The organism is Streptomyces sp. NPDC056527 (assembly GCF_042794475.1).
Classification (GTDB): Bacteria; Actinomycetota; Actinomycetes; order Streptomycetales; family Streptomycetaceae; genus Streptomyces.
Genome location: NZ_JBHTTQ010000046.1, coordinates 42,059 through 54,495, shown reverse-complemented (window position 1 = coordinate 54,495; position 12,437 = coordinate 42,059). Strand labels below are relative to the sequence as shown.

Below are 12,437 nucleotides of genomic sequence, written 5' to 3'. Positions count from 1 at the left end.
CGGGTCGCGGCCCCGCCTCTCCGCTTCCGACGCTCCTGCGACGACTGTCTGCGCCAGCAACGCGAGGTGGTCCAAGCCTTCCTGGCCGCGGCTCGCGACGGTCGGTTCGAGGAGCTGCTGCAGGTGCTCCACCCCGACGTGAAGTTCACCGTGCACACCCCCGATGGTCGGTTCGTCACGCTCGGAGCCACCGAAGTCGCAACCCGCGCGCGAGTGGCCGGCGGTGCTGCTCGGGGACATGCGGCAATCGTGAACGGCCGGCCCGGCGTCATCTCGTGGAACGAAGACGGCTCCCCGCGCTCCCTCCTCTTCTTCACCGTCGCCGACGGCCGCATCACCGAGCTCACCGCTGTCATCGACCCGGCCGAACTCGCGCTCATGGACCTGCCCGAGCCGGTGTGACTCTCCCGGGGCGCCGTGGGCGTCGTGAGCCTTGCTGGAGGCCGCGGATGAGGGCTGGGTGCAGGGTGGGGAGCCGCACGGTGGTGCGGTACGTCGGCTCCCTCACTGGCCAGCGCACCGGGCCCGACCGCTCCAGGCCCTGACGGGCTCGGCGGAGCGGGGCTTCCGATCGATCGGCCACCGCACGGATCTGCACTTTAACCCTTCGACACCCCACGTGAGCTGCGGCAAACTTCCCGCGATGACTCAACGAACCGATACGCCTCCCGCGTGGGACGAGCGCACGCAGCTGGCCACCTTCCTGAGCTACGCCCAAGACACGGCGCGAGCCAAGTGCGAGGGCCTGTCACCGGAAGACGCCGTCAAGGCCCCGCTCCCGAACTCTCCGCTGATGACGATGTGCGGGCTGATCAGCCACCTGCGGTGGGTGGAGTACTACTGGGTCCAAGTGGTGTTCCTTGGGGAGGAGAACGTAGGGCCGCTCACGGAGGCGACCGACGACGACCCCGACCCTGAGATGCGGACTGCGGTCGACATCCCGTTGCCCCAGCTTCTCGCCGAGTACGAAGAGCAGAGTGCCCGATCTCGCCGCCTGCTCGCCGACTACGACCTGAACACCACGGCCAAGCGCCCCATCAGGGACGGACGGCACGTGGACCTCCGCTGGGTGATCCTCCACCTCGTCGAAGAGACATCCCGCCACAACGGCCACCTCGATGTCGTCCGTGAGCTCGTCGACGGACGTACCGGCGTCTAGAACCCGTCCCGGCGCTCAACTGGCCGCCGCCTGGCCGGACCACTCATTCAGCCAGGCGGCGGGGGCTCCCGCCGGCCACAAGATCGGTTGAGGTCGGAAGCGCGCCGGTCCCCCGGCTCGCCTCCGCGCGAGCCCAGCCCGTACCCCCCACCCGCTGCGGGGCATCGCGTCGATGGCGGACAACGGACACGCTCACGCAGGGCGGAGCGCGGCTGGCTGGGCGCCCGGTGCCTGTGTACTTCGGACAGCCCGCCGGCCTGATTCGGGGTCGTGGAGGCAGCCATGGGCCCCGGCCATCCGGGGCGCCGCCGGGGCTCGATGCGCCAGCCCTCAGGAACTGCGCGGCGTTACCAGGCCGGATTCGTAGGCGAGAACGACGAGCTGCGCCCGGTCACGGGCGTGGAGCTTGGTCATGGCTCGGTTGATGTGGGTCTTCGCCGTCATCGGACTGATCACCATGCGGTCGGCGATCTCGTCATTGGACAGGCCTTGTGCCACGAGGGCGACAGCCTCGCGTTCGCGATTGGTCAACTCCTCCAGCCCCGTGTCGGCTCCTGCGTTGAGCGGCTGGGTGACGTACCTGCTGATCAGCTTGCGGGTGATCGAGGGTGCGAGCAGGGCGTCGCCGCGCGCGGCGACGCGTACGGCATGGAGGAAGTCTTCCGGCACGATGTCCTTGACGAGGAATCCGGCGGCGCCGGCGCGGAGCGCGTCGAAGACGTACTCGTCCAAGCCGTAGTTGGTCAGGATGACGACGTGCACCCGGGTCAGGGCCGGGTCCGCGGAGATGAGCCGGGTAGCCTCGATGCCGTCCGTGACCGGCATCTGGATGTCCATGAGCGCGACGTCGGGCAGGTGCTCCTTCGCCAGAGCCAGGCCCTGCGTGCCGTCGCCGGCCTCGGCCACCACCTCGATGTCGTCTTCGGCGTCGAGGAGCGCGCGGAACCCGCTGCGGATGAGCGGCTGGTCGTCGACCAGCAGGACACGAATCATGACGCTCGTTCCACGGGGAGATCGGCCTGGACGGTGAAGCCGCCCTGGTTGTGCGGTTCGGCGCGCAGTCGGCCTCCGAGGGCGGTGACGCGTTCGCGCATACCGAGCAGCCCGACGCCGGGCGTCGGGGCGGTGTCCGGCGTGGCTATGCCGTCGTCATCGATGCGAATGGTCAGGGCGTCCGGGCGGTAGTCGATGTGGACCGACGCGGTGGTGGCGGCGGCGTGGCGGGCGATGTTGGTGAGCGACTCCTGAACGAGCCGGTAGACGGTCCGTTCCACTGCGGCCGGCATGTCGTGTCGTCGTCCCTCTGTCGTCAGCCTCGCGTCCAGGCCGGTCATCCGGGCGCGTTCCACCAGTTCCGGGACGTCATCGAGGCCACGCGGCGGAGTCGTCTCGTCGTCGCGCAGCGCCGACAGGGTCGCACGCAGCTCCCGGGTCGCCTCACGACCGGCCTGCTGGATTGCCAGCAGGGCCTCCGGCACTTGTTCGCCCCGCTTGCGGGCCAGGTGGACGGCGACTTCGGACTGCACCTTGATGATCGAGATCTGGTGGACGAGCGAATCGTGCAACTCCCGCGCGATGTGGAGCCGCTCCTCGTCGGCGCGACGCCGCGCGGCCTCCTCCCGGGTGCGCTCGGCTTCGTCCGCCCGCCGCTCGGCCTGCCGCAACGCCTCGCCCGCGGCGCCGGCAGCGATCAGCCAGGCAATCTCCAGGGCGCCTCGGGCCTGCGCCAACGCCTCGCCCATGTCGTGCAGTGACACCAGGGCCGCGAGCGGAAGAGCGGCCAGCAGCGCCACGGAGGCCGCCACCGTGATGACGCGGTGTCCCGCCCGCATCGCGGCGTACACCGCGAACAGGTACGCGACAGCAGGCACATCCAAACCGGTCGCCTGGTACCCCACCGCGCACAGCCCGGCGACCGCCAGGACGGCCACCGGAGCCCGACGACTGACAGCCAGCGCCAGGCCACCGGTCACCAGCAGCACGTAGCCGAGCGGGTCGAAGCTCGTGCCGGAATGCCGCCCGGACAGCCCCGTGACCAGCAGCGCCGCCGCGACACAGACGGCAACCGCCCAGTCCCTTACAGCGGCCCGAACACCGAACCGTCCCATTCCCATGCGCGCACCCTAGCCCGCCGTCCGCGCGGGCGGATCCCGCTGCGGGACGAGCGCCCGACTACCGCGTATGCAGTACGTTCGCGGCGCCTGCAGCGCCCGCGGTAGCCGGGTGCGACAGCTGCGGCAGCGCGAATTGTCTGCGTCTGCCGGACGACTGGTGGTGGGTCAGGCGGAGATGCTCAGGCCACGTGCAGTCGTAGTGAAGGAGCACCTCATGTCAGTCCGATTCCTGCTTGCCGCACCCGAGGCCGCGCATGTCGCGTTCCAGCCGCTCGCCGCCAGTGTTTCCACCATGAGCGCCGGGCGACTCATTGCCGTCGTGGCCGGGCTGGTCGGGCTGACCGGCGTGGTCATCGGCGGACTGGCATTGCGCTCCGTCGGCCGTACCGACGCCGTCTCCGGACGAAGCCGACCCGCCGTAGCACTGGGGGCAGGGCTGATCGCCATCGCCCTCGGCGGGCTGGTCGTAGCCACCTCTGACAGCGGTATCGGGACCGGCAACGGGCGCGGCGGTGCCTTCGTCGCCCTGGCGGTGGGGATGATCAGCATCATCCTGGGAGGGATGGCCCGGACCCGCTCCCGCCGCACCGGCTGACCTCAGCGCCACCTGTCAGCTGTCTACCTGCGTCCGGGGACCGTGGACTGGTACAAGACCAACGAACCGCTCGCCCGTCCACCGGCCGGCACCCGCCGCACACGCCGTCGGGCCCGCCGCATCAAGTGCGACGGGCCCGACTCCTTGGTGGCCGAGGCGGGATTCGAACCCGCGACCTCTGGGTTATGAGCCCAGCGAGCTACCGACCTGCTCCACCCGGCGACCTCCACCATAGAACGCCAACACACCCCCGAGCGAAGGATTTTCATCGCCCTGACCGACCCGGGGACGACGCCAGGTCTGCGGGTCACCGTGGCCTACCACCCTGGGTGCTCCGCTGGTAGGCGCGAGCGTATCGGGCCTGGGATCAGCTGCAGGTGCGTGGTGGCCCTCGCCAGGGTGGATGCGGGCGGTGGCGCGGCCGGCACGTCGGTAGCGGTTGAAGCGGTAGCGGTTGCCATCCTCGTCGCGCAGGGTCCAGCCCGATGACCGACATCCAGCTCAAGCCACCGCTCGTTAAGCGGGGCAAGGTTCTGAAGCGGCGGTTCTCTACTCCGGCCGCTGCCCCTGGAGTCGTCCGCCGCGTCCGTGGTCGCCCAGGTCCTGGGGCTCAGCCGGGCTCGGGTCGAGACGGACCGCTGGATCGCGTTCCGCCTGGTCGGCAACCGCCGATGACCGGCCAGGCCGACGTCACGCGAGAGGGACACGCCCGGGGACCAAGGGTCCGGCGTCCAAATGAGCCGCGATGCGCGTGATGGTCCGGGCATTGTCCTCGAACAGGTGCGCCTGCATGCCCGCCGCCTGGGCGGCCTCGACGTTGACTGCAACATCATCGATGAACAGGCAGTTCTCCGGCCGCACGTTCAACCCGGCGCATGCGGCCTCGAAGGCACGCAGGTCGGGCTTCTCGATGCCGATCTCGTGGGAGTAGACGATCTGCTCCACCAATTCGTCGAAGTGATACAGCGCAGTCTCCCGCTCCCGGGCGCCGACGAAGCTGTTGCTCAGGATGCCCAGCCTGCAGCGTCCCTGCAGGCCTCGCACGTAGTCGATGAGGTCTTCGTTCGGCGTCCCCAGATACTCCGCCCAGAGATCAGCCATGAAGGCTTCACCCTGGGGGGCATCGAGACCCAGCCGGAGTGCCACCTGCTCGTGCACCTCGCGCTCGCTGATGCTCCCGACGCTCCCAGCCCGCCACACGTCGCGCATCCGCTCATGGACAGTGCCCAGTGGCAGCTTCAGCCGCTCTTCCCACCGTTGCACCCATCCGGTTTCCGGCGTGATCTCCAAAACACCGCCGATGTCGAGAATGACGCAGGTCGCGGTCACGCGAACTCCCCCTCTTCGTCCTTGACCAGCGAGCACAGACCGCCCGCTCATGTGATCGACAGAGACACTGTCGTCTCTCCCTCTGGGGCAGGGTCAAGGGATCTTCGAAGCTTGTGACATCCCTGTCGCAACCCGCCGACCCGACTGACCTCAGTCAGCAGGTGCCTTCAAACTCGATAACAAACGCTGTCGCAAGAAGTGATCGAAGCCAGTTCCGGGGCGGGCCGGACCGAGTGCGGGCCGACAAGGCGTGCGACTCTCGCGAGTACCGCGCCCACCTTCGCAGACTCGGTATCAAGGCGACGATCCCGGTCCCTGGGGACCGCGTCCGCAACCGTCAGGCTGGCAGAAGCTTGGCTGTGCGGCGGTCGGCCGCCGACGTTCGACAAGGCCGACTACCGCCTGCGCCACACGGCAGCGCGCGCGGTCGCCAAGAGATACGACAACTCGCCGCCCTCTACGAGGCAACAGCGCTGGCCGCAGTCATCAACGAGTGGCTGGACCCAGCCTTAGCCGTTGATGTCGAGTGCCGTCCCGTACAACCGCGATACCTTCAGCCGGATGACCACCCGGCGCTCGGCGACCAACTGCTCCAAGAACGCATCTTCATCCTGCGGCTTCGCGGCCTCGGGCACCATCGCGAGCAGCTCTCGCCCGATCGCGTCACCTGGCGTGGTCGTGATCTCGGAGACCTCGGCCTCGCCCTCGGCCACGGCGAACGACCAAACGTCGCCGCCCGGAACATGCACGGCCGCGCGCGGGTCACGCCGGAGCTGCTTGACCTTGATGCGGTCGGCAGTGGTGGAGAACCGTACGATGCGCGCTTCGGCGTCCCAGTTGTAGAGCATGGTGGTGAGATGGGGATGGCCGCTGCGCTTGTTGGTTGCGAGGGTGCCGAACTGCTGAGTGCTCAGCAGTTCGGAGAGAGCATCGTCGGACAGGGCGCGGGGAGCGGCGGGCTTCTGAGTCATGACGTGCTCAACTTCCCTGTGTACCTGCGCATTCCACGCGTCATCCAGAGATCCGCCCACCGACTTTCGCAACAGGCGCAAAGGGACCCGTACTGTCGATCTCGACCACGCAGCGGTCACACTCCAACGAAGCTCACTGTCTCCGCCATGTCCGCCCGCCCGGTACGCGTCTGCGGCATGCCTTCCTTCTCGAATCCCACTGAGACACCGCAGATCAGTGCGAGCCCGCCGTCAGCTCCGACTGTCTGGCGGACCGTCTCGCGATACATGGTCCACATGACCTGGGGGCAGCTGTGCAGCCCTTCCGCCCTCAACAGCAGCATGACCGTCTGCAAGTACATCCCCGCGTCGGCCCACTGCCCGGGCCCCATCGCCCGGTCGACGTAGCAGAAGAGGACGACCGGCGCCCCGAACGCCTCCGAGTTCAAGGCGGCGATCTTCTTGGGCCTGTCGGGGTCGTCGCGCTCGATTCCCAGCGCTTGGTACCGCTGGGCGGCCGCGGCGGAGAAGCGGTCCATGTACGGGGACGCCAGTTCGGCCGGGTACATCGGATACTCCCGCTCATCGCCCGGGTCTCCCGCCAGTGCCCTGGCCGTCGCTCGCCTCTTCAGTTCCGCCAAGGGCTCGCCGGTCACGACGTAGACGTGCCACGGCTGGAGGTTCCCGCTCGATGGAGCCCGCGTTGCCGCGGTCAGCACTCGTTCGAGCATCTCTTTGGATACCGGCTCATCGCTGAACGCCCGCACAGCCCGTCGACTGTCCACGGCCTCATACACGTCCACGTTTTCGCGTCCTCTCGCTAGACCGGGCCTGCCGGCGGTATGCCATCGAGCGTTTCGCCGCCACCGCACACCTCCAGCTCGTCGTCTGGACACAGCTCCCGCTCCACTACGTCTTCGACAGTCTTGACCTCCTCACACCCCACGAAGCCCTCGGCCTCGGGCTGAAGCGCCCCCGCACGACGACGAGCGCACCCCGCTTGGCCCTCTCCCCCGGGCTTGGGGGTGGAGCTAGCTCCACCCCCAAGCCGGAAGCCAGCCCCATACCGCCCTGACCTGCGCTTTTCTAGCGTTGTCGGCATGACTACGACCACAGTGACGGAGAGCGGTGCCACCCCCGCCCTGGATGCCGCCCTCACCCTTGAAGGGGTGAGCCGGACGTATGGACGCGGGGCCACTGCGTTGGACGGGGTGACTCTGGTCGTGCCGCGCGGCCGGTTCGTGGCGGTAATGGGGCAGTCGGGTTCCGGCAAGTCCACCCTGCTGCGGTGCGCGGCGGGCCTCGAGCAGCCGACGACCGGAACCGTACGGATCGGGAGCACCGACCTCGCCACGCTGAAGGCAGCCGGTCTCACCCGGCTCCGGAGGGACCGGATCGGCTTTGTGTTCCAGTCGCTGAACCTCGTCTCGGCCCTCAACGTGCGGGAGAACGTCACCCTCCCGCTGCTCCTCGCCGGCGCCCGCGAAGGTCGGGAGCTCGACGCCCGCGCTCTCGCCGTTCTCGGGGCCGTCGGGCTCGCCGACCGGTCCGAGGACAGGCCGGAGAACCTGTCCGGTGGTCAGCGCCAGCGGGTGGCCATCGCTCGCGCCCTGGTCAACGAACCGGAGGTCGTCTTCGCCGACGAGCCGACCGCTGCGCTCGACCCGGTCACGGCGGCCGGAGTCCTCGTCCTTCTGCGGCGCGCGGTCGACGAGCGGGGGACCACGGTCGTCCTCGTGACCCACGACCCGGTGGCCGCCGCCTGGACGGACGAGGCTGTGTTCCTCGACCGGGGCCGGCTCGTCGGGCGGCTTGGCGCTCCGGACGAGTCCGAGGTTCGGGAGATGCTGAGCGGTCGTGTCGACGCCGGGCAGCGCCGTGTGGCGGTGGCCCGATGAAGCCGCTGGTGAACCCCGCGGTCCGGTTGCTCTCGGCCCGGTCCCTGCGGACGCACCGGAAGGCATGGGCGGCGGTGTTCGCCGCCGTCGCCGTCACCTCCGCGCTGCTCGGCGCCCTCGCCCTCGCCCTCGGCTCGGCCGGGCTCGGCCACGCGCGCGTGGAGCGGTACGCGGCGGCGCCCGTCGTCGTCGCCGGCGACCAGGAGGTCCGCTGGACGAAGAAGCCATGGGGGAGCGAGCAGGAGACAACGACAGCGGGTCTGACCGAGCGGGTACCGGTTCCGAGCGCGGCTGCCGATGTGGTGCGGGCCGTCCCGGGAGTGCGGGCCGCTGTCCCGGACCCCACCTTCGTCGTACGGGAGGCAGCGGGCGCTGATGCGGGTGCGGAGGCCCGGACCTACACCGGGCGGTCCTGGGAGGCGGCCCAGCTCGCCCCGTACCGGCTGATTGACGGGCGGGAGCCCTTCCGGTCCGGAGAGGTGGTCATGGGGTCCGGTGCCGAGGCGAGGGTCGGGGACACGGTCGCCGGGCGCAAGGTCGTCGGCGTCGCCGATGGGCCCGCCGCGCTGTACGTCACGGCGGCGGAGGCGCGGAAGCTCGCCGGGCATCCGGGTGCCGTCGACGCCGTCGGGGTGCTCGCCGAGCCCGGTGTACCCGTGGACACCCTCCACGCACGCGTACAGGCTGCTCTGGCCGATGCGGGGCTCAAGGACACCGCATCGGGGCAGCCGCTCCGGGCTCTCACCGGCGACGACCGCGGCGGTGCCGAGCACCTTGCCGTGGCGCCTGCGCGCGCGGAGCTCCTCCAGCTCCTCGCCGCCGTCTCCGGGACGGTCGTCCTGGTCGCCGTCCTGGTTCTCGCCTCGCTCGTCGCGCAGGCGCTCCAGCAGCGCGCCGCCGAACGTGACCTGCTGCTCTCGGTGGGTGCGTCGCCCCGTCAGGTGCGGAGTGCGGTCGGTCGTGAGGTGACCTGGGTGGCGGGTGCGGCGGCGCTGCTCGGCGCGGGCACGGCCGTACCGGCGTTCCTGATGCTGTGGTCGGCGCTGCGGGCCCGCGTCGGAGTCGTCCCCGAGGGTCTCGAACTCCCGTCTCCACCCTGGCTGTTCGCCTCCGTTCTCGTCGTCGCCGCCGTCGTGGTGGGACTGACCCGGCTCGTCGTCCTCTTCGCGACCCGTCGGCCCGGGCGTCGGGGGAAGGGAGGCGCGCGGCGCGTCAGCGGGATCGTGCTGCTCCTGGCGGGTGTCGCGTCGGCCGGTGCGGCCACCTTCCAGGGCGGTGACGCGGCCGCCGCCGCTGCCGGGGCGGCCACGGTGACACTGGTCGCCGGGTGCGCGGTGCTCGGGCCGTGGATCGCGGGGGCCGCGATGAAGGTCTTCGACCGGCCGTTCCGCTGGTTCGGCGGCGCGCCCGGACGGCTCACGGCCGCCGGTGCGAGCGCGCACTCGCGCCGCCTGGGGGCCGCGCTCGTGCCGGTCGTCCTCGTCACCGCCTTTGCGCTCGTGCAGCTCTCTGCGGGCACGACGATGGAGCGGGCCGCCGTCAAGCAGGCGCAGGCCGTGACGACCGCGGATCTCGCGGTGTCCGGCATGACGGCGGAGCAGGTACGGAAGCTGCCGGGGGTCGACGCGGCCACGGACGTGCTGCGTTCGACGGTCGTCCTGGCCCGGACGGAGGCCGGTTCACCGCGCCTCGACCGGCTTCCGGTCCTCGGCGTGGACGCCGCGGGCCTGGCGGGCACGCTCGACCCGGGCGTCGTCGCCGGTGACCTGGCCGGACTTGCCGGGACGGGCACGGTCGCGGTCGGCGCGGACATGGCCAAGTCCCTGGGCGCGAAGCCCGGTTCTACGGTGGACCTGCGCCTCGGGGACGGCGTGCAGAAGCAGCTGAGGGTCGTGGCGGTGTACGAACGCTCACTTGCCCTCGGTGAGTTCCTCTTGCCGAAGGCCGAACTGGCCCCGCACATGAGCGATCCGTACCCCGTGCGCGTACTTGCCTCCATGGAGGAGGGCCGCTCCGGCGCTCTCGTCGGCAGTCCCGTCGCGCCCGAGCAGGTGACGCCGCCTGGGGCCGAGCTGAACGGGATCGTCTCCGGTGGGATCGTCGCCGCGATCGGGGGGCTCACCCTCCTGTCCGTCCTCAGCACTCTCGCCCTGATCGGGGCCGGGCGGCGCGGCGAACTCCACCTGCTGGGCCAGGTGGGCGCCTCGGCCGGTCAGCTGCGCCGGATGCTCGGCCTGGAGGCAGGTTTCCTGACCGCCACGGGCCTGATCGTCGGAGTCGTGGTGGCCGCTCTGCCGCTGACCGCCTTCGCCTGGTCGCTGACAGGCGGGCTTCCGTACCTGCCGCCCGCGCTGGGCGGGCTGATCGCCGGGGCGGTGGTGGTCACGGTGGTCGCGGGCGTGTTCCTGCCGGCCTCGGGACGGCGGCTGAGGGCCTGAGTCCATGCGAGCGGTGACTCAGGCCTTGAGGTAGGCGAGGACGGCGAGGACCCGGCGGTGGCCGCCGCTGTCGGTCGGTGGCAGGCCGAGCTTCAGGAAGACATTGCCGATGTGCTTGTGAACGGCCCGCTCGGTGATCGTCATCGAGCGGGCGATCGTGGCGTTGTCGTGGCCCTGAGCCATGAGTTCAAGGACCTCGCGTTCGCGGGGCGTGAGGGAGTCGAGCGGGTCGTCACGGCGGCGTGCGAGGAGTTCGGTGACGACCTCCGGGTCCAGGGCCGTACCGCCGGAGGCGACCCGCTCCAGGGCGTCCAGGAATTCGTCGACCCGTCCGACCCGGTCCTTCAGGAGGTAGCCGACGCCCCGGGCTCCGCCGCCGAGGAGCTCGACGGCGTACGTCTCCTCCACGTACTGGGAGAGGACGAGGACCGGCAGCTGCGGGAGCTGTTCGCGGGCCGCGAGCGCCGCCCGCAGTCCTTCGTCGCGGAAGCCGGGAGGCAGCCGTACGTCGAGGACGGCCACGTCCGGGCGGTGCTCCAGGAGCAGCGGCAGAATCTCAGGGCCTGTGGCCGCGACCCCGGCGACCTCATGGCCGGAGGAGGTCAGCAGCAGCACCAGGCCCTCCCGCAGGAGGGCGTTGTCCTCGGCGATCACCACACGCACGGAAGCTCCACTTCGATCACGGTCGGGCCCCCTGCGGGGCTGGTCAGTCGTACGGTGCCGTCGAGCGCGGCGACTCGGCGGCGTATGCCCGCCAGGCCGGAGCCGCTATTCTCGCCTGCCTCCGCCCCGCCGCGGCCTTCGTCCCGTACGCGGACGCGTAGGGCGGCTGGTTCGCGCGTGAGGGAGACGGAGGCGCGGGCGGCGCCACTGTGCTTGACGGCATTGGTGAGCGCCTCGGCGACCACGAAGTACGCGGCAGCCTCGACGGCGGCAGGGGCGCGGGGACCTTCCCCCGCGTGGTCGCCCAGACCGGTCACCGAGACGGCCACCTCCAGGCCGCTGCTCGCGGCCAGGGCCCGTACGGCTCCGGTCAGGCCGCGGTCCGTGAGGATCGGCGGGTGGATGCCCCTCACCACGTGCCGCAGCTCGGCCAGCGCCTCCTCGGCCTGCGTCTGGGCGTCGTCGAGGAGTTTGCGCGCGGTCGCGGGATCGGAGTCGTATGCACGCCTGGCCAGCCCGATCCGCATGGAGAGCGCCACCAGGCGGGCCTGCGCGCCATCGTGGAGGTCGCGCTCGATCCGGCGCAGCTCGGCGCCGTGCGCGGCGATCGCGCCCGCCCGCGTGACAGTGAGCTGCTCGATGCGGGCGGCGAGGGCCGCGTCCCGGGCCACCGACGGGGTCGGCGTGAGCAGCGCGCGCGACCAGTCGGCCGCCAGGCCGGCGAGCCGGCCGATCAGCGGCAGGGCCACCGGCCGACGCCCCGCCAGCCCTGTCCACACGCCGTCGACCAGCAGCGCGGGCACCCACACCACAAGCGAGACGAACCAGAGCAGCAAGCCGTAGAGAAACTGCGCGACGGCCCAGATCAGGTCCCGCCGGGTGCCCGGGTCGGTGACCGCGGTCCGCACACGCGCGGGGAGGGGACCTTCGAGCGGCAGGTACGCCTCGGGAACGGGCGTCCCGGTCCACTCGGCCGTACGGCGCCGCTCCCAGCCGGCGAGACGGCGCAGTAGCAACACGCTCTCGGGAAGCGCACCGGCGCCGATGACCGTGAGGGCCAGGAAGACGGTGAAAGGGACGACGACGGCCACCATCAGGAGGCAGAGGAGGGAGATCGCGGCCCCGATCGTGAGGGGGAGCCACGCCCGGACCGCTTCCTTGATCGCCTTGCGCATGATGCCAGGGTAGGCGGCGGTCCCGGGGAAGGACGGTGGAGCGGGCTACACCATCACCTCGGGGGTGGGCCCCGCTGTGCGCGTGCCCTGCAGAGCCGAGGATCGAAGTGTCCTCG

Annotated in this window: 12 protein-coding genes and 1 tRNA gene; 5 read left to right on the top strand and 8 right to left on the bottom strand. The window is 70.8% G+C overall.

The genetic code is table 11. From position 1 onward, the window contains the following. Positions 1-402: nuclear transport factor 2 family protein (locus ACFQ7Q_RS22140; RefSeq protein ID WP_383557893.1), on the top strand; the 402-nt coding region annotated here is incomplete at its 5' end. 241 nt (positions 403-643) lie between these two features. After that, positions 644-1,159, top strand: a complete 516-nt coding sequence (locus tag ACFQ7Q_RS22135; RefSeq protein WP_383557890.1) for a DinB family protein — start codon at positions 644-646, stop codon at positions 1,157-1,159. A 330-nt stretch (positions 1,160-1,489) separates the two neighbouring features. Here the strand turns inward: ACFQ7Q_RS22135 and ACFQ7Q_RS22130 are convergent, their stop codons facing one another. Both ACFQ7Q_RS22130 and ACFQ7Q_RS22125 read right to left on the bottom strand, forming a co-directional pair. Continuing rightward, positions 1,490-2,152: a response regulator gene (locus ACFQ7Q_RS22130; protein WP_383557887.1), complete on the bottom strand. Its 663-nt coding sequence runs from the start codon at positions 2,150-2,152 to the stop codon at positions 1,490-1,492. Then, the gene (locus ACFQ7Q_RS22125) at positions 2,149-3,273 is read right to left on the bottom strand and encodes a sensor histidine kinase (RefSeq protein WP_383557885.1); all 1,125 of its coding nucleotides are present in this window, start codon (positions 3,271-3,273) and stop codon (positions 2,149-2,151) included. Before ACFQ7Q_RS22125 ends, ACFQ7Q_RS22130 begins: the two co-directional genes overlap by 4 nt. 214 nt (positions 3,274-3,487) lie before the next feature. Between ACFQ7Q_RS22125 and ACFQ7Q_RS22120 the strand changes: the two genes are divergently transcribed. Then, entirely contained in the window at positions 3,488-3,868 is a 381-nt protein-coding gene (locus tag ACFQ7Q_RS22120; protein ID WP_383557883.1) for a DUF6223 family protein, read from the top strand. A gap of 145 nt (positions 3,869-4,013) precedes the next feature. Here the strand turns inward: ACFQ7Q_RS22120 and ACFQ7Q_RS22115 are convergent. From ACFQ7Q_RS22115 to ACFQ7Q_RS22100, 4 genes are all read right to left on the bottom strand, one after another. Beyond that, positions 4,014-4,090 (bottom strand) — tRNA-Met (locus ACFQ7Q_RS22115). A 468-nt stretch (positions 4,091-4,558) separates the two neighbouring features. Beyond that, positions 4,559-5,197, bottom strand: coding sequence for an HAD family hydrolase (locus ACFQ7Q_RS22110; protein ID WP_383557880.1), 639 nt, complete (start codon positions 5,195-5,197; stop codon positions 4,559-4,561). Positions 5,198-5,706: 509 nt separating this feature from the next. Beyond that, on the bottom strand, positions 5,707-6,168 hold the full coding sequence (locus ACFQ7Q_RS22105) for a TIGR03618 family F420-dependent PPOX class oxidoreductase (protein ID WP_383557878.1): 462 nt from the start codon (positions 6,166-6,168) through the stop codon (positions 5,707-5,709). A gap of 116 nt (positions 6,169-6,284) precedes the next feature. Further along, positions 6,285-6,950, bottom strand: a complete 666-nt coding sequence (locus tag ACFQ7Q_RS22100; RefSeq protein ID WP_383557876.1) for a nitroreductase — start codon at positions 6,948-6,950, stop codon at positions 6,285-6,287. 297 nt (positions 6,951-7,247) lie between these two features. Between ACFQ7Q_RS22100 and ACFQ7Q_RS22095 the strand changes: the two genes are divergently transcribed. Together ACFQ7Q_RS22095 and ACFQ7Q_RS22090 are read left to right on the top strand one after the other, a co-directional pair. Beyond that, entirely contained in the window at positions 7,248-8,045 is a 798-nt protein-coding gene (locus ACFQ7Q_RS22095) for an ABC transporter ATP-binding protein (RefSeq protein WP_383557874.1), read from the top strand. Beyond that, entirely contained in the window at positions 8,042-10,483 is a 2,442-nt protein-coding gene (locus ACFQ7Q_RS22090; RefSeq protein ID WP_383557871.1) for an FtsX-like permease family protein, read from the top strand. The genes ACFQ7Q_RS22095 and ACFQ7Q_RS22090 overlap by 4 nt, the downstream gene beginning before the upstream one ends. Positions 10,484-10,501: 18 nt before the next feature. Here ACFQ7Q_RS22090 and ACFQ7Q_RS22085 read toward each other — a convergent pair whose 3' ends face one another. Beyond that, the gene (locus tag ACFQ7Q_RS22085; RefSeq protein ID WP_383557869.1) at positions 10,502-11,146 is read right to left on the bottom strand and encodes a LuxR C-terminal-related transcriptional regulator; all 645 of its coding nucleotides are present in this window, start codon (positions 11,144-11,146) and stop codon (positions 10,502-10,504) included. Continuing rightward, positions 11,134-12,321, bottom strand: a complete 1,188-nt coding sequence (locus ACFQ7Q_RS22080) for a sensor histidine kinase (protein ID WP_383557867.1) — start codon at positions 12,319-12,321, stop codon at positions 11,134-11,136. Before ACFQ7Q_RS22080 ends, ACFQ7Q_RS22085 begins: the two co-directional genes overlap by 13 nt. Positions 12,322-12,437 lie beyond the last annotated feature (116 nt).

Bases quoted from the DNA above. Each gene is read 5' to 3' on its own strand.
- ACFQ7Q_RS22105 (WP_383557878.1), bottom strand. From the start codon at position 6,168: ATGACTCAGAAGCCCGCCGCTCCCCGCGCCCTGTCCGACGATGCTCTC.
- ACFQ7Q_RS22080 (WP_383557867.1), bottom strand. From the start codon at position 12,321: ATGCGCAAGGCGATCAAGGAAGCGGTCCGGGCGTGGCTCCCCCTCACG.
- ACFQ7Q_RS22130 (WP_383557887.1), bottom strand. From the start codon at position 2,152: ATGATTCGTGTCCTGCTGGTCGACGACCAGCCGCTCATCCGCAGCGGG.
- ACFQ7Q_RS22090 (WP_383557871.1), top strand. From the start codon at position 8,042: ATGAAGCCGCTGGTGAACCCCGCGGTCCGGTTGCTCTCGGCCCGGTCC.
- ACFQ7Q_RS22120 (WP_383557883.1), top strand. From the start codon at position 3,488: ATGTCAGTCCGATTCCTGCTTGCCGCACCCGAGGCCGCGCATGTCGCG.
- ACFQ7Q_RS22095 (WP_383557874.1), top strand. From the start codon at position 7,248: ATGACTACGACCACAGTGACGGAGAGCGGTGCCACCCCCGCCCTGGAT.
- ACFQ7Q_RS22125 (WP_383557885.1), bottom strand. From the start codon at position 3,273: ATGGGAATGGGACGGTTCGGTGTTCGGGCCGCTGTAAGGGACTGGGCG.
- ACFQ7Q_RS22135 (WP_383557890.1), top strand. From the start codon at position 644: ATGACTCAACGAACCGATACGCCTCCCGCGTGGGACGAGCGCACGCAG.